Source organism: Paraburkholderia polaris (assembly GCF_012927345.1).
Classification (GTDB): Bacteria; Pseudomonadota; Gammaproteobacteria; order Burkholderiales; family Burkholderiaceae; genus Paraburkholderia; species Paraburkholderia polaris.
The window spans coordinates 73,811-98,010 of record NZ_JABBGJ010000020.1; the positions used below are offsets into that span (position 1 = coordinate 73,811).

Sequence of the window (24,200 nt, forward strand, 5' to 3'; positions counted from 1 at the left end):
GGCGGCACGGCGCCCGGCTAAAGCCGGCGATCCCCGGTCAGCGCCGCGAAGATCACCGGCATCGGCACGGGCTTGACGATCGGGGCGCAATAGTTTGCTTTCTTCGGCCATTCCGGCAAGGTATCTGGCACCGCTTCTTATGAATAAATTACCGCTAGGGGATGATGAGGAAGCGCGAATCGCACGGGACATCGAAGCGGTCAGCCGTATCGACGCCGTGCCGGCGATCCTGCGCCTGATCTGCAAGAACACCGGGATGGGCTTTGCCGCCGTCGCTCGGGTCACGGAGCACAGCTGGACGGCCTGCGCGGTGCGGGACGAACTGAACTTCGGTCTGGTCGCGGGCGGCCAGCTCGATCTGCATAGCACGTTGTGTTTCGAGTCGCGCGCCGCGCGTGCGTCGATCGTGATCGACGATTTCAGCAAAGACCCGGTCTATCACGGCCATCACACAGCACGGATCTACAACCTGGGGAGTTATATTTCCGTACCGATCGCTTTGCCCGATGGCAGCTACTTCGGTAATCTTTGCGCGATCGATCCCAATCCGAATGAGGTCTCGGATGCGCGCACGCTGAGCATGTTCGAGGTATTCGCCGGCCTGATCGCGATCCAGCTCGTCACGGAAGAGCGCCAGCAGGCGGCTGAGGCGGCGTTGTTCGATGAACGGGAAAATTCCAGCTTGCGCGAACAGTTCATCGCGGTGCTCGGCCACGACCTGCGCAATCCGCTATCCGCGGTCAGCGCAACCGCCGAATTGCTGACGCTGCGCAAGAACGAGCCCGATCTCGTGAAAATCGGCCAGCGTCTGAAGACCACGACCTTGCGCATGGCGCACCTGATCGACGACGTAATGGATTTCGCCCGCGGCCGGCTCGGTTCCGGTATCGGCGTGTCGATCGAAGACGTTGACGATCTGGCGACCGCGTTACGGGTGGTAGTCGCCGAAGCGCGCGAGGCCAATCCGGAGCGGGTGCTGGCCGACGATATCGCGATCTCCACGCGGGTTCGTTGCGACCGCATGCGCGTGCAGCAACTGCTTTCGAATCTCCTCGGCAACGCGATGACGCATGGCGCGGCGGAGTTCCCGGTCGCGGTGAAGGCCCGGGTGGAGAACGGCGAGTTTGTGCTGACCGTATTGAACGGTGGCAACGTGATCGCACCGGATGTCTTGAACAAAGTCTTCGAGCCTTACTGGCGGCCGCCTACCAGCAAGCCGGGCGGTGGCCTGGGGCTCGGCCTGTATATCTGCAAGCAGATCGTCCGCGCACACAGCGGCACGCTGGAAGTCAGATCGTCCGCCGAAGATGGCACGGTGTTCGTGGCGAGATTGCCGATCGACGTTTAAGTTCGCGCGCCCCGCGTGCTCGCCGCTCGCACGCGCACAGTGCTGCGACGCACCATCCCTGTGCTTCGCTGCATCAAATCGTGACGCGCGCCCGGTTCGCCGCAAGCCCGTGTCATTCGCTGCAAAGGCCCACGCCACGGCGTTGAAGCCCACATTTCGCACGCTTGGCACAAGCTTTGCATTAAGCGTTGCCATCGGATCAACGTGGATCCGCCGCGAGTGCAACAACAAGGCACTCGCTGCAGCACAGGTCAGGACAACGGCGTCCCCCGAATTCAGTCATCGACTGGGTTCGCGGGACGCCGTTTTTATTTCCGGAATCGCTTTCGCACAGCAGCCAACCGGCAGCGATTCGAGCACAGCACATTGGGGAACCGCGGTCATGAAAATCATCGTTATCGGTCACGGGATGGTCGGCCACAAACTGGTCGAATGCCTGGCACTAGACGCGGCGCATGGCCTCGATATCACCGTGCTGTGCGAAGAATCCCGGCCGGCATACGACCGTGTGCATCTGTCCGAATTCTTCGCAGGCAAGACGGCGGACGACCTGTCGCTCGTCGAGCCGGGTTTCTTCGAGCGCCAGAACGTCTTGCTGAAGCTGAATGCGAAAGCAGTGGCGATCGATCGCGATGCGCGCACCGTGACGGTATCGACCGGCGAGACATTACCCTACGACAAGCTGGTGTTCGCTACGGGTTCCTATCCGTTCGTACCACCCGTGCAAGGGCGCGAGCGGGCCGACTGCTTCGTCTACCGTACGATCGACGACCTAGAAGCCATGCGGGAATGCGGCGCCCGCTCGAAGACCGGCACGGTGGTCGGCGGTGGACTGCTCGGCCTCGAATGCGCGAAGGCCTTGCGCGACCTGGGCCTGGAAACACACGTGGTCGAATTCGCGCCGCGCCTCATGGCGGTGCAGGTCGACGAAGGCGGCGGCCGCGTGCTGCGCACCAAGATCGAAGAACTCGGCGTGACGGTCCACACGCAGAAGAACACCTCGGCGATTGTCGACGGCGAGAACGGCAGGCACCGCATGCAGTTCGCCGACGGCAGCTTCCTCGACACTGACATGATCGTGTTCTCCGCGGGCATCCGTCCGCGTGACGATCTCGCACGCGAGAGCGGCCTCGCGCTCGGCGAACGCGGCGGCATCGTGATCGACAACGCTTGCCGCACCAGCGACCCGCACATCTATGCGATCGGCGAGTGCGCGCTGTGGAACGGTCAACTGTTCGGCCTCGTTGCGCCCGGTTATGACATGGCGCGCGCGGTGGCGAAGCAACTGCTTGGCGACTCGGCGGAATTCGCCGGCGCCGATATGAGCACCAAGTTGAAGCTGATGGGGGTGGACGTCGCCAGCATCGGCGACGCGCACGGCAAAACGCCGGGCAGCCGCGCGTATCAGTTCAGCGATGAACGCAAGCAGGTCTACAAGAAGCTGGTGGTGTCCGAGTGCGGCAAATATCTGCTCGGCGGCGTGATGGTGGGCGATGCGAGCGAATACGGCACGCTGTTGCAGATGATGCTGAACCGGATCGAGTTGCCGGCGTCGCCGGAATTCCTGATCCTGCCGTCGTCCGACGGTCAGGCGAAGCCGGCGCTCGGCGTCGAGGCATTGCCCGCCGGCGCGCAGATCTGCTCGTGCAACAACGTCTCGAAGGCCGACCTGTGCGCCGCCGTGTGCGCGGGCGCGACCGACATCGGCGCATTGAAATGCGCGACCCAGGCCGGCACCTCGTGCGGCGGCTGCGTGCCGCTCGTCACGCAGGTGATGAAAGCGGAGATGAAAAAGCAGGGCCTCGCGGTCAACAATCACCTGTGCGAGCACTTCTCGTATTCGCGCCAGGAGTTGTATCACATCGTGCGCGTAGAGGGCGTGCGCAGCTTCGGCGAATTGCTGGCGAAGCATGGACACGGCCTCGGTTGTGATATCTGTAAGCCGGCCGTGGCGAGCATCCTCGCCTCGTGCTGGAACGAATTCGTGCTGAAGAAGGAGCACGCGTCGCTGCAGGACACCAACGATTACTACCTCGCCAACATCCAGCGCGACGGCACCTATTCGGTCGTGCCACGCATGGCAGGTGGCGAAGTGACGCCTGACGGTTTGATTGCGGTCGGTCAGGTCGCGAAGAAATACGGCCTCTACACGAAGATCACCGGCGGCCAGCGGGTCGATCTGTTCGGCGCGCGAGTCGAGCAACTGCCGTTCATCTGGGAAGAACTGATCGCGGCTGGTTTCGAATCGGGCCATGCGTACGGCAAATCGTTGCGCACGGTGAAGTCGTGCGTCGGTTCAACGTGGTGCCGCTACGGCGTCGGCGATTCGGTAGGTCTCGCGGTCGAACTCGAGAACCGCTACAAAGGACTGCGCACGCCGCACAAGATCAAGTTCGGCGTGTCCGGCTGCACGCGCGAATGTGCGGAGGCGCAGGGCAAGGACGTCGGCATCATCGCTACCGAGAAGGGCTGGAATCTCTACGTCTGCGGCAACGGCGGCATGAAACCGCGCCATGCCGAATTGCTCGCCTCGGATCTCGATAAGGAAACGCTGGTGCGCTACATCGACCGCTTCCTGATGTTCTACGTGCGCACGGCCGACCGTCTGCAACGCACCAGCGTGTGGCGCGACAACCTCGAAGGCGGCCTTGAGTATCTGATTGACGTGGTCGTCAACGATCGCCTGGGCGTGACCGCCGAGCTCGAAGTGGAAATGCAGCACGTGGTCGAAACCTACGAGTGCGAATGGAAGAAAGCCGTCACCGATCCTGAAACGCGCAAGCGCTTCCGTCACTTCGTCAACAGCGGCGAGTCGGACAGTCATGTCGCCTTCGTCGAGGAACGCGGCCAGATCCGGCCCGCGACGCCGGCCGAGCGACGCTCGAAGCTCGCTTCGATTCCTGTGGTTGTCGAAACCGTTTGATTTTTGCGTCATTCACCGAGGACTTCCGCCATGAACCTTGACCGCCTTCCGCTTGCCTGGACGCCAATTTGCGCGCTCGACGACATCGTCCCAAACACGGGCGTGTGCGCGCTCGTCAACGGCGAACAAGTGGCGGTATTTCATGTGTACAACGGCGACGCGGACGCCGTCGTGTATGCGATCGAAAACTACGATCCGGGCTCGCAAGCGGCCGTGCTCTCGCGCGGGCTGATCGGCAATCTCGGCGAACGCCTCGTCGTCGCTTCGCCGATCTACAAGCATCACTTCGATCTGCGCACCGGCGAGTGCCTCGAAACACCGGCGTATTCCGTCAGCGCGTTTGCCGCGCGGGTGGAAAACGGGCAGGTGTGGGTCGCGATGTGAGTCACTGATTTTTATCAACCTCTTCGAACGATGTCGCCCGCCATGTCCCCTCGTAACGTAAAAACGGTGTGCCCCTACTGCGGCGTCGGCTGCGGAATGGTGCTGCACGTCGAGGACGGGCAGGTCGTGAAAATCTCCGGCGACAAGGAGCATCCGGCTAACTTCGGACGGCTCTGCACGAAGGGCCAGTCGGCGCACGTCGCGTTGCGCAAGTCGGGGCGTCTGGAAGGTGCGTTCGTGCGCCACGCACGCGACCAGGATCCGGCGCCGCTGCCGATGGCGCAGGCAATCAGCACCACGGCAGCGCGTCTGCGCGGCCTGCTCGACGCACACGGACCGGACGCTCTGTCGTTCTATGTGTCCGGGCAGATGTCGATTGAGGCGCAGTACCTCATCAACAAGCTCGCCAAGGGGTTTGTCGGCACCAACAACATCGAATCGAATTCGCGTCTTTGCATGGCGAGCGCGGGCAGCGGCTACAAGCTCTCACTCGGCGCGGACGGCCCGCCGGGATCGTACGAAGACATCGATCATGCCGACCTGTTCTTCGTGATCGGCGCGAATATGGCCGACTGTCACCCGATTCTGTTCCTGCGGATGATGGATCGCGTGAAGGCCGGTGCGAAACTGATCGTGGTCGATCCGCGTCGCAATACGACCGCTGATAAGGCCGATCTCTTTCTGCAGATCAAGCCGGGCACCGATCTGGCCTTGCTCAATGGCCTGCTGCATCTTTTGCACGAAAACGGCCATACGGATGCGTCTTTTATCGCCGAAGCGACGGAAGGCTGGGACGCGATGCCGGCTTTTCTCGCGGACTACACGCCGGAGAACGTTGCGCAGATCACCGGCCTCGCCGCTGAGGACATCCGCCAGGCCGCGCAAATGATCGGCGCCGCGCCGGAGTGGATAAGCTGCTGGACCATGGGCCTGAATCAGAGTACGCATGGCACGTGGCACACGAACGCGATCTGCAATCTGCATCTGGCGACGGGCAAGATCTGCCGCCGTGGCAGCGGACCGTTCTCGCTGACGGGCCAGCCGAATGCGATGGGCGGCCGCGAAATGGGCTACATGGGTCCCGGTTTGCCGGGGCAGCGTTCGGTGCTGGTCGAAACAGACCGCACGTTTATCGAAGACCTGTGGGGCATTCCGAAGGGCACGCTGCAGACAGAAGTCGGCAGCGGCACGATCGATATGTTCACCCGCATGGCTGCGGGCGAGATCAAGGCGTGCTGGATCATCTGCACGAATCCGGTGGCGAGCGTCGCGAACCGTCAAAACGCTATCGCTGGATTGCGCGCGGCTGAGCTCGTGATTTCACAGGATGCGTTCCTCGACACCGAGACCAACCGTTACGCCGATGTGCTGTTGCCCGGCGCGCTGTGGGCCGAGGCCGAAGGCGTGATGATCAACTCCGAGCGCAATCTGACGCTGATGCAAAAGGGCATCGAGCCGCCAGGCGCTGCGCTGCCGGACTGGCAGATCATCGCGCGCGTCGCTTGTGAAATGGGTTTCGCCCATGCGTTTACCTACGCAAGCGCCGAAGAAGTTTTTTCGGAAATCACCCGCGCGTCGAATCCGAAAACCGGCTACGACCTGCGCGGCGCGAGCCATCGCCGGCTGAGGGACACACCGCTGCAATGGCCGCTTGCGTCGGACGACGCTGTCGAGCGCAACCCAATTCGCTACATCAACGACGGCGTCAGCCAGACGCTGACGCAACGGCCCGACGGCAGCCGTCCGCGGCTCGTGTTTCCGACCGCAAGCGGCAAAGCCGTGTTCTTCGCCCGTGCCTTTGCAGCCCCCGCCGAATTGCCCGATCGGGAATTTCCGATCGTCTTGAATACGGGCCGCCTGCAGCATCAATGGCACACCATGACCAAGACCGGCAAGGTCGCGATGCTCAACAAGCTGAACCCGGGCCCGTTCGTCGAGATTCATCCCGAAGACGCCGCCATGCTCGGCATCAAGGCCAAGGATCCGGTCGAGATCCGTTCGCGGCGGGGGCGTGCCGTGTTGCCGGCGGTCCTCACGGAGCGCGTGCAAGCCGGGAACTGCTTTGCGCCGATGCACTGGAACGACGTCTTCGGCGACGACCTGTGTATCAACGCCGTCACCAGTAATGCAATCGATCCGGTCTCGCAGCAACCCGAACTCAAGTTCTGTGCGGTCGCGCTGAGCCCGGTTGCGCTCGACGCCATCGCGCCGGTTTCGAGTGCGGGTGACGAGACGCGCGCCGATGCGCCTGCCGTTGGCGTCGACGCGGCGACAGCAAGCGCGATATCGGCGAACACCAAGGAACTGGACATGCCCCGCATCAATGCACTGACTAGCCTGTTGCAGCTTCCACCGACACCCGCGCCGTCGTTCACGGAAACCGAGCGGGCGTATCTGGCTGGTTTCGTCAGTGGCCTGCGTTCGGCTGAAGGGCAGGGCATCGACAGCGTGCCGGTCCTCCCAGCCGGCGCACCGTTTGATCCGACGAACCGCTTATACGTGGACGGTTTGCTGGCCGGACTTTATAGCCGCAGTGGAACTCATGCGGCTGTGCCAGCTGGTGCGCCTGCCACGTCGCATTCCGACGCGGCGCATGCCTCCGGTGTACGTATCTTGCGCGTGCGACCCAAAGTGACCTTGCTGTGGGCCTCGCAAACCGGCAACACCGAATCGTTGACTGAACGTTATGCCACCCGTCTGATGGAGTCAGGCTTCGAAATCCGCACGTCATGCATGGCGGACTATCAGGCCTCGGCGCTCGCGAAAGCGCAATACGTGCTGCTGATGTCAAGCACCTTTGGCGACGGCGATCCACCCGATAACGCGCAGGCCTTCTGGTCACAACTGGCCAGCGACGCAGCGCCTCGTCTCGAAGGTCTGCGCTACGCGGTGCTCGCGCTGGGAGACCGCAACTACGATCAATTCTGCGGCCACGGCCGCCGTCTGGATGAACGTCTCGCCGCTCAAGGCGCGCGGCGTCTGATGGATCGCGTCGATTGTGACAGCGGGTATCAGGAGAATGCTGACGCGTGGCTCGAAAGCATCATCGTGCGCATCAAGGAAGAAGATGCGGCACTGCATGCGGTCCCGCCGGGCGGCATGATCAACGCTGTGGTGCCGGGCGGCGTGCCGACCAAAACACGTCCGGCCGCATCGCGGCTTGTCAGGAACCTGCAGTTGAACAAGCAGGGCGCAGCGAAAGATACGCGCTACTTCTCGCTGAGCACGGGCGACTCGGGCCTCGAGTACGAAGCCGGCGATGCGCTGGGCGTATGGCCGAGCAACTGCCCTGAACTGGTCGACGAATTGATCAGCCTGAGCGGATTGAGCGCCGACGCAGCGGTCAACGTGTCAGGCGCGGGTGAAATGCACCTCGCCGACGCGCTCGCCAAGCACTACGAGATCGCGCGTCCCAGCCCTGACGCGCTCGCGTTCATTGCCGCACGCAGCAATAACGGCGCGCTGCGCGATCTGCTTTCTACGGAGCGCAAGGCCGACCTCAAACAGTGGTTGTGGGGCCAGCAACTCGCCGACGTACTCCACGAATTTCCCGTCAGCCTGACGGCAACCGAATTGACCGGCATGCTCAAGCGCCTGCAACCGCGTTTATATTCGATTGCATCGAGCCCGAAGGCGCATCCCGGTGAAATTCATCTGACGGTTTCCGCGGTTCGCTACAGCAATGGCCGCCGTCATCGCAAGGGCGTGTCGTCGACGTTTCTCGCCGACCGCGCCAACGACGTGAACGTGCCGGTATTCGTGCAGCGATCTGAACACTTTCGGCCTCCTCATGTTTCTGATACGCCGATCATCATGGTCGGTCCGGGCACCGGCGTTGCACCATTTCGCGGCTTTCTGCACGAGCGGCGTGCGCGCGGTCATAAGGGGCGCAATTGGCTGTTCTTCGGCGAGCAACATGCGGCCACCGATTTCTACTATCGCGACGAACTTGAAGCGATGCGTGACAGCGGCGTGCTGACCCGGCTCGACGTCGCGTTCTCGCGCGATCAAACGGAAAAGATCTATGTGCAGAACCGCATGCGCGAGCAGGGTGCGCAATTGTGGGCATGGCTCGAAGAAGGTGCGCATTTCTACGTCTGCGGTGACGCAAGCCGGATGGCGAGAGACGTCGACGCGACGCTCAAGCATGTGGTTGCTCAGCACGGCGGCATGAGCGAAGAAAGAGCCGCTGAGTATGTGAGCCGTTTAGCGCGGGAAAAGCGCTACGTACGCGACGTTTATTGATTTTTGAAGCGGCCGGAACAGGCGCGGCATTACAGTTTCAGAGAGTACGCAGTCAAGGTTTGAAGAAGCGTCCGGATGGCGTGAAGGTTGCATGTTCATACCGGTATTCAACATCGTGATCATTCCTGTGCGCAGTGCTTCAGCGCAAAGTACCAGCGCCGCACACCAGGTTAGCAAACAGTCAGCATATTTGAGGATGCCTAATGAAAAACGTGATGAGCTCACTAAAGAGTGGAGACTGGCGCGCGCTAGTGGCGTGTTTTCTCTATTTCGACACCGGCTTCACCGTCTGGGTGCTGTATGGGCCGCTCGCGCCGTTCATCAGCAAGAGCGTTGCAATGACGCCTGCGCAGCAAGGTCTGCTGGTCGCCGTGCCGGTGCTGTCGGCGGCGATCCTGCGCGTGACGCTCGGTAACCTCTATCAATCGGCGCATGGCAAACGCATCGCGCTAATGGGCGTGCTGTTGTCGGCGGTGCCGACGATCGTGCTGCCGTTGTTGCCGTTCGTGCCGTCCTACACCTTGCTGCTGGTGCTTGGCGTCTTCCTCGGCGTGGGCGGTGCAAGCTTCGCGGTGGCGCTACCGATGGCCGGCAGCAACTATCCGCCGAAAGTGCAGGGCCTGGTGCTGGGTCTCGCCGCTGCCGGCAACATCGGTGCGGTGCTCGACGGCTTCCTGTTCCCGCAACTGGCGGCGCACTACGGGTGGCAAATGGCGACCGCCGGCGCACTGCCGTTGCTCACTATCGCTGCGATCACGCTGTACTTCTGGGCCAACGACTCCGGTATCAAATCGGGTAGCGTGCTGCGCGCGTTCGGCAGCTTTGCGATCACGCTCGTCGGTTTGATCGTGCTCGTGCTGCTGGTCGAAGCGGGCCTGTTCGGTTCGGGCAAGACCGGTGTGCTGCTGTTGCCGGTGATCGGTGCGCTGCTGGCGATTGCGGTGCTGCCCAAGCGCTATCGCGCGGTGCTGGGCGAGCGCGACACGTGGGCGATCATGCTGGTGTACAGCATCACGTTCGGTGGGTTTGTCGGCATGTCGTCGTATGTTTCGCTGCTGCTGACCAACCTGTATCAGCTGTCGAAGATCGACGCGGGTCTGTTCATGGCGTTGCTCGCCGCAACCGGCGCGATGGTGCGGCCGCTCGGTGGCCTGATAGCCGACAAGGTGTCCGGCGTGCGCGCGCTGACTTTCCTGCTCGCGATCATTTCGCTGTGCGACTTTGTCTTTGCTGCTGCGATGCCGTCGATGGTCGGCGGGATTGCGCTGCTGTTGTGCCTTTACGTAGCCTTCGGTCTGGGTAATGGCGCGACCTTCCAGTTGGTGCCGCATCGTTGGGCTGGCCGCACCGGGCTGATGTCGGGCATCGTCGGCGCCGCGGGCGGAGTAGGCGGCTTTTATCTGCCGGTCGTGATGGGCATCGCGAAGGAAAGCACGGGCAGCTATCAGATGGGCTTTGCGACCTTCGGCGCGCTGGCGGCTTGCGCATTCCTCGCGATCGTCGCACTGCGCCGTCCGTGGATGGCGTGGTCGATGCACACCAACGTGATGCACGCGCACGCAACGGAGTAGGCAAGCCGGTCGTCGATACGGCCTACGCATTTGACGAACTGCCGGCCGCGCTGGCACATCTCGAGCGCGGCGCGTTCGGCAAGCTGGTGGTCAAGGTCGGCGGTTGAGGTGGGCCGGAAAATACGCAGGCAAATACTTGCATGTCGCCGGTTGTGAACCCCATATGCAATCAGGACGCTGCGTATGAACGTCTCATCTGGCATATCAAAAGACGCATCCAGCGATCGCATCGAAAAACAGATTCTGCTGAAGGCGTCGCGCTCGTTCTGGTCAGTCAGGGTTGCCGAAACCCTTGCGAAACGCGTTGAATGCGGATTCGATGAACGCCGGCGTTTGCTCGAAAAACCGGGCCCGGTGGCCCATCATATGTTCGAGAATGCGAGGATAGTCCTCGCCGAATCCCAGTACCTGCGCAATCAATTTGCGGGTTTCCGCCGATGCGATCGCCGTGACGTCGCGCCCCAACAGCGCGGCGCCCGCGATTTCCAACTGATGTTCATATTGCTCGACGAGTTCATAGGCTTCGTCGTAAAGGCGTGCGTGGTTGCCTGCCGCGGCGTAGTTGCCGAGCAGAAACAGCAGATCCGTCGCATCCTTTCGCTCGACCGCATGACGGTCATGCCACGCGACGATTTTCAGCATGGCCTGGCCTGGCAAGGAGGCAACGGGTACAGCGAGATCCGCTTCGAGGCGCACAGTGACAGCGTCGGTCAGCGCTTCTGCGAAACCCGCTACATTCATTCGTATGGCGTGATCCGGCGGCCAGGCGATTTCACTCGCCTCAGCGCTACCGGCATTCCCCTCGATACCACCGAAAGGGACAATGTCCAGCCACATCAGCTCGCCGCTGCCGGGATCGCGGTAGTACAGCCGATGTGCCTCGCCGCGTTGTTCGAAAGCGCCCCCGGCGATCAGTGCCGCCTTGAGCGCGGCGTGGCCTGTCCAACTCTCGACACTCACGCCGATATCGACGTCGGCAGTTGCGCGTGTGGCCTCGATGCCGTGGACGTGGGTCAATATGATGTCGCGCGCAGTCGCGCCGCCGACGAACCATTCGACGTTCGAGACACGCGCTGTATCAGCGACGTGCCGCAGCAATTCGACGACTAGCGCAGGCAGTGGGCGGCTTTCGAGCATGTCAAGCGGAGAGGTATTGCTCACGTAGCATCCGTGCGGTTTCAATGTTGCGAGAGTCGCCCGTGGCGATCAGATCGGCATAGATCAGCACGGGATGCACGACCGATGGCGGCAGGTTCGTCGTCCCATCAGCCAGCACCGGCGTAACCGGTGGGATCGGCGCATGCAGTACTTCCACCTCGCCGTTAGGATCGAGCCGCAAGCGGGCGTCGACCAGCCATTTGCGCGGCATGGCCTGTTGACAATAGAGCGTCACGGCCGCCGGCTTGAGATATCCGGTGAGAAGCGCCGCGGCCACTTCACCGCCGAACTGGCATTGCTCGCTCTGCGGATCGATGTTGCGCCACCATGCCGGGTCTTCGGCGCGGTAGCGATTCACCATCAACTGGTTGCGAAGCCTGGACGGGTAGAGCGCGGCCCATTCGTCGAGCATGCGGGCGGCATTGGCCAACACGTAACCGTCTTTGCGTTGAACAATATCGCCCCGTTCGAGTAGATCGCGAAACGTCGACTGGGCCGTGCCCAGGCTGACCCCCGCGCGTTGGGCGATCACCCGTTGGCCCGCGTTGATGAGCGTTCGGTCGCAAAGCAGCGCCAGTACAACCTTCATGCCCTTGGCGGTCCAGGCCCGGTCTTTGATGCGACTCGCCGCGCTCGTGCGTTTTTCACCTGAGATCATGATCAGGTTGCCGTTGCTTTGCATGATGGCGTTGCCCGAGGTATCCAGCGCATCGAGGCCTAATTCCCGGCAATGCCGGAGCATGTTGGGCGACAGGTAGGGTGTGACGACCACGAACGGTTCGTCAGCACGGATGTGAGCAGTGGATTTGATCGCGGCGAGCGTGGCGAAACGGTCGACGTTTTCCACTAGCAGCACCGGCCGCGTCCAGCTTCTCGCCGGTGAGGCCTGAAACTGGATCTTCGCGGCATAGTGAGCGCGATGCGGCGGCCGGAGCAGTCTGGTGGACACGCCTGTCGCAGCGGAAAACGCTGCTGCGGCGGCCTGAACCGTCGGGTCGGGCACGAACGGCGGCTGGGATTTGCGTGGCATGATCCACCTTTGTTCAATTTTTACGAGTGTATACGCAACGTGAACAGCCTGCAAAATTGAACGCCTCCGGGAGGGACAATATTGTTCAGAAAATCTCGCTGTATACGTAACGTGAACATCGCGAAAAATTGAACAACCCATCGCACGACGCCGATTTCGAAGCGGCTTCGGCGTCATGGCGTTCAGAACTTGTGGCGCAGCGCGACGCGCACGGCGAGCTGATTCCCCGTCGATGAAGGCGCCTGCACGCCCGGAATGAACGCATTGTCGAGAATCGAGTGGGTCGAGTCGCCCGCGACCTTCTGGTATTCGCCCTGTACATACACATCCGTGCGCTTGGACAGGTTGTAATCCGCCATCAAACCGACTGAGTGAATCTTCGGCTTCACGCTGCCGGTTGACGCATCGTAGTTCTCCATCGTGTACACATACTGCGCGCCGATAAAGAAGGCCGGCGTGAACTGGTATTTGCCGTTCACTTCGAAATTCTGGTACTTCAGCGTGTTCAACCTGACGCCGGACGCCGCCAGCGGAATGCCGATATAGCCGTTGCCGGTCGGATCCTGATAGTTCGAGTTGGTGTAGGCAAAACCGGCGGTCGCCGAACCGAACGTATAGTTGATGCCACCGCCGAACACCCGCATGCGCCCGGCAATAAAGCTCGCGTCGTTCGCGGTGATCGCGCCGGTGGAACCCGAGCCCGGATTATTCGCCTGCAGGTACGCGGCTGCAATCAGCAGCCCGCCGTTCGCATACTGGCCACCAAAGCTATAGGCGCGGTTGTTCGCGAAGTTCGTGTCGTTGCTGAAGCTGTACACGCCGCCGAACTGGAATCCCGCGATTTCCGGGCTCGCGTACTTCACGCTGTTGCCGAGACGGAACGAGTTGTCCGTATTGTCGTTGTCGTACGGGTGCGCAAACAGGTAGCCGGCCCAGTTGCCGTTGGCCGTGGTCTGCGCGAGGTAGTCGACCACGGAGTCGTACTGGCGTCCGAGCGTGACCGTGCCGAACCGGCCGTCGCTCAAGCCGACGTAAGCCTGGCGGCCGAACATGCGGCCGCCCTGGCCGAGCCGCCCCGAGCTCACGTCGAAGCCGTTTTCCAGCTGGAATACCGCCTTCATGCCGCCGCCCAGGTCTTCCGAACCCTTCATGCCCCAACGGCTGCCTTGCGCATAGCCGCTCGCCATTTCCCAGACCGCGCCGCGCCCGGCGTTGTTGGTGTAGTCGATGCCTTCATCCAGCACGCCATACAGGGTCACGCTGCTTTGCGCGAAGGCGGACGGGGCCGCCAGCGAGGCGAGTGCGATGAAGGCTACGGCGGCGATGACATTCTTTTTCATTGTGAGCTCCAGACGTTGGTCATGAGCGGCCCGAATGGTTCAAGAGGGTTCGAACCGGTCCGGAAGGCCGCTGCTTTTGGCAAAGCCCGGATTCTGCTATTCGAGATGGGAATCGCGTATGAGGCACATCCCTGGATAAACGTGATTTTTTCGAATGTTTGTCACGCGAATTATTCGCTTGTGGGCAGCCGTGCCGCGGAGAAAAATTCCGTTCATGCACCTTTGGCATGAAAGCGATAGCCGAAGGCAATGCGCCACTGCACCCGCTTTTTCAGGAGACGACATGCGACTCGATCGGAATTTTGCTAACGGCTGCTTTATCGACGCGGCAAGCGACGAGCTCATCGCCGTCACCAACCCTGCCACCGAAGCCGTGATTGCTCACGTCACGGGTGCCACCCACGCCGAGGCCATCGCCGCTGTCGACGCCGCTGCAGCCGCGCAAAAGGGCTGGGGCAAGCTGCCTTCAGCCGAGCGCGCGGTCTATCTGCACAAGCTCGCCGACGCACTCACCGAATGCGCGCCCGCCATTGGCGCAGCGCTCGCGCTGGAGTCGGGCAAGAGCGTCGCCGACGCCACCAATGAAGCGATCTACGCCGGCCAGATCACCCGCTACCACGCCGAATGGGCGCGCCGCATCGAAGGCGAGGTGATTCCGAGCGACACGCCCGACGAAAACCTCGTGCTGCATCGCGAACCGATCGGCGTGGTGGCGTGCCTGATCCCGTTCAACTACCCGGTCTATACCTTCATGCGCAAGGTGGCGCCCGCGCTGATCGCCGGCAACACCGTCGTGGTGCGCCCGAGCAATAACACGCCGACCTCCGCGTTCGAGATCGCCAAGGCGGTTGAAAAGGCAGGGCTGCCGGCCGGCGTCGTGAACATTCTCGCAATGAATCATGCAACCGCCGAGGCGCTCTGCACGCATCCCAAGGTCGGCATGATTACGCTGACCGGCAGTGTCGGCGCGGGCCGCAAGGTGCTCGACTACTGCAAGGCGAACATCGCCAAACCGTCGCTCGAACTGGGCGGCAAGACGCCCGCCATCATCGAGGCGGATGCCGATCTCGAGAAAGCCGCGCGCGATCTGGTCGCATCCAAAACCACGCACTGTGGGCAGCTTTGTACAGCGATCGAACGTGTCTACGTGCAGGAAAGCGTGCATGACCGTTTCGTCGCACTGCTGAAAAAGCACATGAGCGCGGTGGAAAGCGGCGATCGCAGCGAACAGCCATCGCTGATGGGGCCGCTCGTTAACGACGCGTCGCGCCAGTCGATTCACGGCATGGTCGAGCGCGCGATTGCGGCTGGCGCCACGTTAGAAACCGGCGGCAGGCTACCGCAAGGCAAGGGCTTCTTCTATCCGGCTACGTTGCTGTCGAACTGCCGCCAGGACATGGAAATCATCCAGGAAGAAACCTTCGGTCCGATCATGCCGGTCGTCAAATACCGCACGCTCGACGAAGCCCTGGCGATGGCCAACGACCATCAGTTCGGTTTGTCGTCGGTGCTTTATACCGAGAACTACCGCAGCGCGATGAAGATCGCCAACGGCATCGAGGCAGGCGAGCTGTATGTGAACCGCACGCCGGCCGATCCGTATCAAGGTTTCCACGCCGGCTGGAAGCGTTCGGGTCTCGGCGGCGACGACGGCAAGCACGGCATGCTCGAATTCACGCAGACCCGTCTCGTGGTCATGAAGTACTGAAGCAGAACCGGCGCGTGCCGCGCGATTCGGAGTAGACGGCACGCGTCGCCTTGAAACCCGCAAAAACGCAGCAAACCCGCTGCACTTATAAAAAAATTTGGAGATCCGGCAGACCGGTGGGACCGGCGCTGTGTCTCTCAGGAGCCCTCACGTGTCATCTCAACCCGTTCAAACCGCCGCGTCGCTCGCCTCGAGCGACGTAGAAACCGCACTGCGAAACAGCAAGGCCCAGCGCTATATCCAGCTCATGTTGCTGGTGCTGGCGGCCGGCGCGATTTACCCGATTCTGTATCTTCGGCAGGTCTATCAGCCGACGATGCTCGAAGTGTTTCACATCACCGATAGCCAGCTCGGCTATCTGTATTCATCGCTCGGCACGATCTTTCTGCTGAGCTACCTGCCGAGCGGCTGGCTCGCCGACCGGATCGCACCGCGCCTGTTGATCTGCTTTTCGCTGATCGCGACCGGCGTGCTCGGCTTGTGGTATTCGACTGCGCCGTCGTTCCATGTACTGATGCTGATCTTCTGCGGCTGGGGTTTGTCGACCGGATTGACCTTTTGGGCCGCCGTCATCAAGCGCGTGACGATGATCGCCGGCACGCACGAGCAGGGCCGCTTCTTCGGTTTGCTCGACGGCGGACGCGGCTTGATCGAAGCCATGCTCGCGACCATTGCGATCACGCTGTTCGCGTGGTTCACGCAGACCAAAGGCGAGCCGGTGGCGGCCGGTTTCAAGCTGGTCGTCTACATGTACGCGTTTCTTTGCATTGCGCTCGGTGTGGTGCTCGCGCTCGTCAAAGACCCGCGAGGCGCTGCAGATGCCGCCGCTAACCGTGCCGCGAAGAAACGCAGCAACGTGCTGGTCGATCTGAAAACGCTCGCGTCGATTCCCGAATTGTGGCTGGTCGCGGCCATTGTGTTCTGCGGCTATCAGGTGTTCTGGGCGACGTACAGCTTCTCCGCGTATCTGCATGAAGGCGAGATCGGTTTGACGGTGGTGATGGCCGGCACGATTACCACGCTCAAGCTGTGGATGCGGCCGATCGGCGGCATCGGCGGCGGCTTTCTCGGCGACCGCTATTCGAAGGTCTCGGTGTTGGTGATTGCGCTCTTCCTCGCTGCATTGTCGCTGCTGGGTCTGATGGCGGCGCCGCGTATTTCAAGCCACGTACTGCTGGTGTTCCTCGTGCTCTTCATTGGCATTCTGACTTACGCGATTCGCGGTCTGTACTGGTCGCTGCTGGATCGCTGCAATATCCCGGTCGAAACGATGGGCCTCGCCATCGGCCTGATCTCAGTACTCGGCTATTCGCCCGACGTGTTCCTGCCGTTGATCAACGGCTATCTGACGCAGAACTTCCCGGGCGTCTTCGGTTATCAGCTTTACTTCGGCTATGTGGCCGGAATGGCGGTGCTCGGCGGCTTCGCCGGCCTGGCGCTGAGAAACATGCTTAAAAGGAAAGGGGTTGCGTAAATGAAAGTCGTCTCGCTCGAAACGCATATCGTCGCCGTACCGCCGCCGCACGTGGGCGGCATGTACTGGATTTTCGTCAAGCTCAAGACTGACTGCGGTATTGAAGGCGTCGGCGAAATCTATTCGGCGACGTTCCATCCGAAGGCGATGACTCACATCATCGACGATGTATTCGGCCGCTATCTGCTCGATAAAGATCCGCACCATATCGAGCGGCTCTGGCGCGAAGCGTATTCGAGCGGTTTCACGCAACGCCCCGATCTGACGATGATGGGCGTGGTCAGCGGGCTGGAAATGGCGTGCTGGGACATCATCGGCAAGGCGGCGAACAAGCCGGTGTACGAACTGCTCGGCGGCATGGTCAACCAGCGTTTGCGCTCGTACACGTATTTGTATCCGAAGAACAGCCGCGGCGAATACGACTACGACGATCCCGATCTCGCCGCCGAATGCGCCGTTGAAAACGTGAAGCGTGGCTTCACCGCGGTGAAGTTCGATCCGGCGGGGCCGTACACGGCTTACTCGGGCCATCAACTGTCGATGGAAGTGCTCGACCGTTGCGAGACTTTCTGCCGGCGTGTGCGCGAAGCGGTCGGCAGCAAGGCCGATCTGCTGTTCGGCACGCATGGGCAGATGGTGCCGTCGTCGGCAATCAGGCTTGCGAAGCGCCTTGAGAAATACGATCCGCTGTGGTTCGAAGAACCGGTGCCGCCGGGGCAGGAAGGCGCGATGGCGCAAGTCGCGCAACACACCAGCATTCCGATTGCAGCGGGCGAGCGCCTGACCACCAAGTATGAATTCTTCAAGCTGCTCGAAGCGGGCGCGGCATCGATCCTGCAACTGAACGTGGCGCGCGTGGGCGGCCTGCTCGAAGCGAAGAAGGTCGCGGCGATCGCCGAGGTGTATTACGCGCAGATTGCGCCGCATCTGTACAACGGGCCGATCGGCGCGGCTGCCAGCATCCAGCTCGCAGCCTGCACGCCGAACTTCCTGATTCAGGAAAGCATCGGCACGTGGGACGGTTTTCATGCGGCGGTGTTGAAGAAGCCGATTCAATGGGAAGACGGCTACATCGTTCCTTCGCAGGAACCGGGCTTGGGCGTGGAGTTGAACATGGAGGTCGTCCGGCAGCACACGCCGTACACCGGTGAGCGTCTGCATCTGCAAATGGCGGCGCTTCCCGCCGACGTGAAAGATCTCGCGCCGGCCAAGGGGTGACCTCCGGCTGAACCTGCCGGGTTCGACCTGCGGGTTTCAACCTGCGAGGTTCAACCTGTTTCTCGCATTCAATGGATTGGGCGCCGTCTGGCGACATAGAGCATGAACTACGATTACATCATCGTCGGCGCGGGTTCGGCGGGCTGCATTCTCGCCAATCGCCTTTCGGCGTCGGGCCAATATTCGGTACTGCTGCTCGAAGCAGGCGGCAAGGACAGCTCGTTCTGGTTCAAGATTCCGGTAGGTTTCACCAAGACGTACTACAACGAAACCTATAACTGGATGTACTACAGCGAGCCCGAAAAGGAACTCGACAACCGGCCGATTTATTGCCCGCGCGGCAAAGTGCAGGGCGGTTCCGGCTCGATCAACGCGATGATCTATGTGCGCGGCCAGCCGCATGATTTCGACGACTGGGCCGCGGCAGGCAACCAGGGCTGGGCGTTTCGCGACGTGCTGCCGTATTTCCGCGAGCTCGAATCACATCCGCTTGGCAACACCGAATATCACGGCGCTGACGGCCCGATCCGTATCTCGCCGATGAAGGATGCAGTCCATCCGATCTGCCACGTGTTCCTGAAAGGCTGCGACCAGGCGGGCTACAAGCGCAGCGACGACTTCAACGGCGCTCGATTCGAAGGCGCAGGTATCTACGACGTTAGTACGCGCAATGGGCAACGTTCGTCGAGCAGCTTCGAGTATCTGCATCCGGTGTTGACGCGCAAGAACCTGACGGTCGAGCGTGAAGTGCTGGCCAGCCGCGTGCTATTCGACGGCAACCAACGGGCAATTGGCGTGACCGTCACGCAGAACGGCACCACGCGGCAGTTCATGGCGAACCGTGAGGTGATCCTGTCGGCGGGCGCGGTCGATTCGCCCAAGCTGCTGCAACTGTCAGGCATAGGCGACAGCGCATTGCTGGCGAAGCATCGCATCGCGATGGTCAAGGAACTGCCCGCTGTGGGGCAAAATCTGCAGGACCATCTGTGCGTGAGCTTCTACTATCGCGCGAACGTGAAGACGCTGAACGATGAGATGCGGCCACTGCTCGGCAAGCTCAAACTCGGCTTGCAGTATCTGCTGACGCGCAAGGGGCCGCTTGCGATGAGCGTGAATCAGTCGGGCGGGTTCTTCAAGGGCAACGATCAGGAAGTGCAGCCGAATCTGCAGCTGTACTTCAATCCGCTGTCGTACCGGATCCCGAAGAGCAATAAGGCGAATCTCGAACCCGAGCCGTATTCGGGCTTCCTGCTGGCGTTCAATCCGTGCCGGCCGACGAGCCGCGGGTCGATCGAGATCGCGTCGAACCGTGCGGAAGATGCCGCGAAAATCCGCATCAACGCGTTGACCACCGAGAAGGACATCGACGAGGTGATCCAGGGTTGCGAACTCGTGCGCAAGGTGATGGCATCGCCGGCGTTGAAAGAGATCACGGTCGAGGAAATTTCGCCGGGGCCGCAGGTGAATACGCGTGAAGGCTTCCTGCAGTATTTCCGTGAGCAATCGGGTTCGATCTATCACCTGTGCGGTTCGTGTGCAATGGGCGACGATCCACGCACCTCGGTAGTCGATGCGCGTTTGCGAGTGCATGGAATCGCCGGCTTGCGCGTGGTCGATGCGTCGATCTTCCCGAACATCACTTCCGGCAATATCAATGCACCGACGATGATGGTGGCGGAGAAGGGCGCCGAGATGATTCTCATGGACGCCGCCACCGAAGCCGCCTTTGGACCGGAAGCGGCGGAGCTGGTTGCCGCGGCTTGACGGTTAGCGCTCAAGCTTTAAAGCTGTAAAAACTGCGCCGATGCGATGCCATCGGTGCAGTTTTTTATGTCATGCCAAACGCCGCATCTTGCCCGCTGCAAAGCGGCGCAATGGTGCATGGCGAGCATCAACCCTCTCAGCCTAGCTGCGCCGACTCCGACGAATCGAGCGCGCGCTCGGTCAGCCAGATTTCCTGCTGCAACCAGTCGCGGAAGAGCGCGACGTGTGGCAGTTCGTCCTGTTCCGCGCGGGTGACGAGCCAGTACGACTGATGTCCGTCGACGTGCACGTTCAGCACCTGCACGAGTTGACCTTCCGCGAGTTCACGCCCGATCATGTGCCGATCGGCGACGGTCACGCCGAGCCCGTCGACGGCCGCCCGGATCGCGTGATCGAGCAGATCGAATTCGTAGCCGCCGCGGGTGTCGACGTTTTCGATGCCGGCGGCCTTCAACCAATGCTGCCAGGTGAGATAGCGCTGATCGGCGTTCGCGAGCACGTGCAGCAGCGTGAACTGATTCAGGTCGATGGCCGCGCGGCCGGCCTGACGCGCGAGCAACGCGGGCGCGCAGACGGCGATATGCCGTTCGTTCATCAGCAGACGGTTGTCGAAGCCTTCCCACTCGCCGTTGCCGAAACGGATGGCGCAGTCGAGCACGCCCGATTCCGCTAGATTGTCGTCGACGCGGGTCGACAGGCTGAGTTCGAGATGCGGGTGCGCGTCACGCAGACGTCCGAGACGCGGCATCAGCCAGCGGCTCGTAAAGGTGGGTGGCGCATTGATACGCAGACGGTTGCGGTGGGTTTTCTCTTGCAGGCTGCGAACTGTGAGCTCGATCCGGTCGAATGATTGTTGCAGTGCTTGCAGGAGGATGCGGCCGGCGGCCGAGAGCTCCAGGTGGTGATGATAACGCTGAAGCAGCGTCTCGCCGAGTTGGGCCTCCAGTTGGCGGACCTGCCGGCTGACCGCACTTTGCGTCACGTTCAGCAGTTCCGCTGCGCGGGTGAAGCTGCCGGTGCGGCCAGCGACTTCGAAGGCTTTCAGCGCGTTCAGCGCGGGCATTTTGCGTTTCAAGATCTGACACCCAAGGGTAGGCTGACGCGCGGCGGCGCGGGTGCCTGGTATTTTACTGTGTTGCCCTTGAGGTGCTAAAGGTCTGTACGCTTGCGGCGACGCTGTCTTCGTGCCGCAAGCCGTGCATAACCCGTCAATAGGCGATACAGACCGACTTACTCTCGGTATAAGCGTCCACAATGGCCTTGCCGTGCTCGCGTCCGATCCCTGACGCTTTAAACCCGCCGAACGGCATGGCGGGATCGACCATGTTGTGCGTGTTGACCCAAACGGTTCCCGCTTCGATGCCGTCGACCAGCCGCAGTGCCTTATCGAGCTGATTCGTCCAGACACTCGCGCCAAGACCGTATTCCGACGCGTTGGCCTGAGTCAGCACCTCATCGATATCGTCATAAGGCATCGCTACGAGCACCGGTCCGAACACCTCTTCCCTGACAACGGAAAGTGGCTTGCATGCGCGATTGGCAATGACCGTCGGCCGGACAAAGAAGCCATCCGCCTCAACGGCCGCATCGCGCGACAGGATCTCGCCGCCTTCCTGCCTGCCTTGGGCAATCATTCCCATGACCTTGTCGCGGTGCCGTGCGGATACCATCGGTCCCATCTGCGTCGCGGCATCGAACCCGGAACCCAATGCAATGCTGTCGGCGACCGCCGCAATGCCTTGCACGACTTCGTCGTAAATCGAGCGCGCAACGTACAGGCGGGAACCCGCGGTACAGACCTGCCCATGGTTGAAGAAAATCGCGCCTGCAGCGCCTTCAATCGCTTTCTTCGGGTCGCAATCGTCCAGCACGATCACGGGGCTCTTGCCGCCCAGTTCCAGCGACGCCCGTTTCAGATCGTCAGCACACTGGCGGCCGATGATGCGGCCCACTTCGGTCGATCCTGTGAAGGTGACTTTGTTCACCAATGGATGCTTGACCAGCGCTGCACCGGCGGTTTCACCGCGGCCGGTGACGACGTTGAATACGCCCGGTGGGAAGCCGGCTTCGTGTGCCAGTTCGGCCAGACGGATCGCCGTTAAAGGCGTTTCTTCCGCCGGTTTCAGCACGACGGTGCAGCCGCATGCGAGTGCCGGAGCGATTTTCCAGACCGCCATCAACAGCGGGAAATTCCACGGGACAATTGCGGCGACTACGCCTGCCGGGACGCGTTTTGTCGAGGCGTTATAACGGGTGCCGGGAGGGAAAGGGATCGACAGGTCGAATGTCGTGCCCTCGATTTTGGTGGCCCAGCCAGCCATGTAGCGCAGCCATTGGACGCTGCCTGAGACTTCTAGCATCTTTGAAAATGCTATTAGTTTTCCCTGGTTCAGGGTTTCTAATGTGGCTAGTTCTTCTGTGTGTTGTTCTACCAGGTCGGCTAGTTTTAGCAGCAGGCGTTCGCGGGCGGCTGGCGGTATTCTGCGCCAAGTGTCGGATTCGAAGGCCGCTTTTGAGGTTTTGACCGCGTGGTCGATGTCGGTTTCTGATGCGTCCGGGATTTGGGTTAGTTCTTGTCCTGTGGCTGGGTTGTAGATGGGGAAGGTTTTGCCTGCGGCGCTTGGGGTTCTTTCGCCGTTGATGAACATTGTTTTTGGTAGCTTCATTGTCTGGTTTGTTTGTTCGGTCATTTTGCTGCGTCTCCGTTGGGGTGGGATTGGCGGTGCTGTCTTTCTGTTGTTGCTTTGGGGTTTTGCTTCGTATGCGTGCAGGCATTGCTTTGGGCTTTACCTTCGTATGCATGCATGCATGCGGTGGTGCTTTTCTTGTTTTGTTTGTGGTTTATTAGCGTCGCCCCTGTGCGGGGCGGCACCTACTTTTCTTTGCCTGCCGCAAAGAAAAGTAGGCAAAAGAAAGCGGCTCAAACCACTCCTGCTAAGCGGGTCTCCTAGCTCGGAAGAGGGAGTGGTGCATCTGGAATCTGTGCCCTCCCTCGTTCAACCCCCAGTGACAAAGGAGTCATACTTCCCGACTTGCACTTCGTGCTCGTCGGAAGAGTCTGCTTGGCGGTGGTGATGGTTTAAGTGCCTGAGGAACGGCTTTCTTTCGAACCTTTTGATTGCTAACGAGGCGGCGCATGTCAGGTTCGCCATCGCGCTTAGTGCATACAGCAATATGAATTCGTCGCCGAAAAAGTAGGGCGTCGTCCATAATGTCGCGCCCAATACCATTCCGATGTGGTGTGCCGCGCCAGGGCAGCCCGCGCTCATTGCGCTGCGCGATTTGCCCCGTAGTTTCATGAGCGCCGGAATCGTCAGGCAGTCGAGGACCAGAAATATCTTTGCTGCGAGAAGTGCAAGTGTCGGATTTTCTGCGGCTGCGAGCGTTCCTATTAGCGCCGCTCGTAGCATGTACAGCACAATCAACATCCGGTTGTTGTTGCCGGACCGGTCGGTGATGAGCGCCAGTGCGCAAACAGCACCCAGCGAAAACGCGATCTGCCAGATCGGTTGCGCGCCACTCATGCCGCAAATCGCATACAGTTGGAAACGCGCGAGACTGCCGCTCGATAAACCTGCAAGTAAAGCGAGCAGCGCCGTCGCACCGGTCGCGCGGATAGCTTTAGTCGACTCGTCCGCGCCCAGTCTCGGATATTTTTTTCGACTGGAGGCTTCTGCTGACGTGGCCGCCGCTGCGCCAACAAGGCGCCACCCGTAAAACAGCAATACGCCACCTATCGTCATAGCCAACGCGGCTAGCGCCGTGCGATGTTCCAACCCGCTCACATACGCCGGCACGACGCTCATCGCACTGATCGTGGCGATCAAAGTCACCGCCGTCGCAAATGTGGTGTGCCGCCTGGATATGCGCGACATCACAAGCGGCACGATCGTCATCGTTGCCAACGCCAGTGCGCTCATCCACAGCGCGTTAGCACGCTGACCAAGGCCGGCTTGCGTCACCAGGGTCGCGGCGCCGCCCACGAGCAGCACACAAGCCGCGCCGCCCACGCTCGCAATCGGCACGCATGCCGGGCC

Annotated in this window: 16 protein-coding genes; 10 read left to right on the plus strand and 6 right to left on the minus strand. The window is 61.3% G+C overall.

What is annotated here, in order from left to right; all coding sequences use genetic code 11:
* The first annotated feature begins 139 nt into the window (after window positions 1–139).
* The 6 genes from HHL24_RS19555 to HHL24_RS19580 all read left to right on the plus strand — a co-directional run bounded on the left by HHL24_RS19555 (window position 140) and on the right by HHL24_RS19580 (window position 10,578).
* Window positions 140–1,348 carry a sensor histidine kinase gene (locus tag HHL24_RS19555; protein WP_169487069.1) on the plus strand — a complete coding sequence of 403 codons (1,209 nt, stop codon included), beginning with the start codon at window positions 140–142 and terminating at the stop codon, window positions 1,346–1,348.
* A 382-nt stretch (window positions 1,349–1,730) separates the two neighbouring features.
* Window positions 1,731–4,271: a nitrite reductase large subunit NirB gene (gene nirB, locus HHL24_RS19560; RefSeq protein ID WP_169487070.1), complete on the plus strand. Its 2,541-nt coding sequence runs from the start codon at window positions 1,731–1,733 to the stop codon at window positions 4,269–4,271.
* 30 nt (window positions 4,272–4,301) lie between these two features.
* A complete protein-coding gene (nirD, locus tag HHL24_RS19565) occupies window positions 4,302–4,655 on the plus strand; it encodes a nitrite reductase small subunit NirD (RefSeq protein WP_169487071.1) in 354 nt (117 codons plus the stop codon).
* A gap of 42 nt (window positions 4,656–4,697) precedes the next feature.
* Complete coding sequence (locus tag HHL24_RS19570; protein WP_169487072.1) at window positions 4,698–8,900, plus strand: bifunctional nitrate reductase/sulfite reductase flavoprotein subunit alpha; 4,203 nt, start codon at window positions 4,698–4,700, stop codon at window positions 8,898–8,900.
* Window positions 8,901–9,103: 203 nt separating this feature from the next.
* A complete protein-coding gene (locus HHL24_RS19575; RefSeq protein ID WP_169487073.1) occupies window positions 9,104–10,471 on the plus strand; it encodes an MFS transporter in 1,368 nt (455 codons plus the stop codon).
* Window positions 10,426–10,578 (plus strand): hypothetical protein, encoded by a 153-nt coding sequence (locus HHL24_RS19580; protein WP_169487074.1) that lies wholly within the window; start codon window positions 10,426–10,428, stop codon window positions 10,576–10,578. Before HHL24_RS19575 ends, HHL24_RS19580 begins: the two co-directional genes overlap by 46 nt.
* 163 nt (window positions 10,579–10,741) lie before the next feature.
* Here the strand turns inward: HHL24_RS19580 and HHL24_RS19585 are convergent, their stop codons facing one another.
* From HHL24_RS19585 to HHL24_RS19595, 3 genes are all read right to left on the minus strand, one after another.
* Complete coding sequence (locus tag HHL24_RS19585) at window positions 10,742–11,632, minus strand: nucleotidyl transferase AbiEii/AbiGii toxin family protein (RefSeq protein ID WP_329606710.1); 891 nt, start codon at window positions 11,630–11,632, stop codon at window positions 10,742–10,744.
* Window positions 11,610–12,476, minus strand: coding sequence for a type IV toxin-antitoxin system AbiEi family antitoxin (locus HHL24_RS19590; RefSeq protein WP_329606711.1), 867 nt, complete (start codon window positions 12,474–12,476; stop codon window positions 11,610–11,612). The genes HHL24_RS19585 and HHL24_RS19590 overlap by 23 nt, the downstream gene beginning before the upstream one ends.
* Before the next feature lie 365 nt (window positions 12,477–12,841).
* The gene (locus tag HHL24_RS19595) at window positions 12,842–13,999 is read right to left on the minus strand and encodes a porin (protein WP_169487075.1); all 1,158 of its coding nucleotides are present in this window, start codon (window positions 13,997–13,999) and stop codon (window positions 12,842–12,844) included.
* 283 nt (window positions 14,000–14,282) lie between these two features.
* Here HHL24_RS19595 and aldA point away from each other — a divergent pair, with 283 nt between their 5' ends.
* The 4 genes from aldA to HHL24_RS19615 all read left to right on the plus strand — a co-directional run bounded on the left by aldA (window position 14,283) and on the right by HHL24_RS19615 (window position 20,163).
* Window positions 14,283–15,707 (plus strand): aldehyde dehydrogenase, encoded by a 1,425-nt coding sequence (aldA, locus tag HHL24_RS19600; protein ID WP_169487076.1) that lies wholly within the window; start codon window positions 14,283–14,285, stop codon window positions 15,705–15,707.
* A 151-nt stretch (window positions 15,708–15,858) separates the two neighbouring features.
* Entirely contained in the window at window positions 15,859–17,181 is a 1,323-nt protein-coding gene (locus HHL24_RS19605) for an MFS transporter (RefSeq protein WP_169487077.1), read from the plus strand.
* The gene (locus HHL24_RS19610) at window positions 17,182–18,399 is read left to right on the plus strand and encodes a mandelate racemase/muconate lactonizing enzyme family protein (RefSeq protein WP_169487078.1); all 1,218 of its coding nucleotides are present in this window, start codon (window positions 17,182–17,184) and stop codon (window positions 18,397–18,399) included.
* 102 nt (window positions 18,400–18,501) lie between these two features.
* Window positions 18,502–20,163 carry a GMC family oxidoreductase gene (locus HHL24_RS19615; protein WP_169487079.1) on the plus strand — a complete coding sequence of 554 codons (1,662 nt, stop codon included), beginning with the start codon at window positions 18,502–18,504 and terminating at the stop codon, window positions 20,161–20,163.
* 136 nt (window positions 20,164–20,299) lie between these two features.
* Here HHL24_RS19615 and HHL24_RS19620 read toward each other — a convergent pair whose 3' ends face one another.
* The 3 genes from HHL24_RS19620 to HHL24_RS19630 all read right to left on the minus strand — a co-directional run bounded on the left by HHL24_RS19620 (window position 20,300) and on the right by HHL24_RS19630 (window position 24,083).
* Complete coding sequence (locus HHL24_RS19620; RefSeq protein WP_169487145.1) at window positions 20,300–21,226, minus strand: LysR substrate-binding domain-containing protein; 927 nt, start codon at window positions 21,224–21,226, stop codon at window positions 20,300–20,302.
* A gap of 145 nt (window positions 21,227–21,371) precedes the next feature.
* A complete protein-coding gene (gene styD, locus HHL24_RS19625; protein ID WP_169487080.1) occupies window positions 21,372–22,853 on the minus strand; it encodes a phenylacetaldehyde dehydrogenase StyD in 1,482 nt (493 codons plus the stop codon).
* Window positions 22,854–23,159: 306 nt separating this feature from the next.
* Window positions 23,160–24,083 (minus strand): hypothetical protein, encoded by a 924-nt coding sequence (locus HHL24_RS19630; protein WP_169487081.1) that lies wholly within the window; start codon window positions 24,081–24,083, stop codon window positions 23,160–23,162.
* Between the last annotated feature and the right edge of the window lie 117 nt (window positions 24,084–24,200).

Coding starts and splice junctions, on each gene's coding strand:
- styD (WP_169487080.1), bottom strand. CDS start 22,853: ATGACCGAACAAACAAACCAGACAATGAAGCTACCAAAAACAATGTTC.
- HHL24_RS19610 (WP_169487078.1), top strand. CDS start 17,182: ATGAAAGTCGTCTCGCTCGAAACGCATATCGTCGCCGTACCGCCGCCG.
- HHL24_RS19555 (WP_169487069.1), top strand. CDS start 140: ATGAATAAATTACCGCTAGGGGATGATGAGGAAGCGCGAATCGCACGG.
- nirB (WP_169487070.1), top strand. CDS start 1,731: ATGAAAATCATCGTTATCGGTCACGGGATGGTCGGCCACAAACTGGTC.
- HHL24_RS19595 (WP_169487075.1), bottom strand. CDS start 13,999: ATGAAAAAGAATGTCATCGCCGCCGTAGCCTTCATCGCACTCGCCTCG.
- HHL24_RS19570 (WP_169487072.1), top strand. CDS start 4,698: ATGTCCCCTCGTAACGTAAAAACGGTGTGCCCCTACTGCGGCGTCGGC.
- HHL24_RS19575 (WP_169487073.1), top strand. CDS start 9,104: ATGAAAAACGTGATGAGCTCACTAAAGAGTGGAGACTGGCGCGCGCTA.
- HHL24_RS19630 (WP_169487081.1), bottom strand. CDS start 24,083: ATGAGCGCACTGGCGTTGGCAACGATGACGATCGTGCCGCTTGTGATG.
- HHL24_RS19615 (WP_169487079.1), top strand. CDS start 18,502: ATGAACTACGATTACATCATCGTCGGCGCGGGTTCGGCGGGCTGCATT.
- HHL24_RS19620 (WP_169487145.1), bottom strand. CDS start 21,226: ATGCCCGCGCTGAACGCGCTGAAAGCCTTCGAAGTCGCTGGCCGCACC.
- aldA (WP_169487076.1), top strand. CDS start 14,283: ATGCGACTCGATCGGAATTTTGCTAACGGCTGCTTTATCGACGCGGCA.
- nirD (WP_169487071.1), top strand. CDS start 4,302: ATGAACCTTGACCGCCTTCCGCTTGCCTGGACGCCAATTTGCGCGCTC.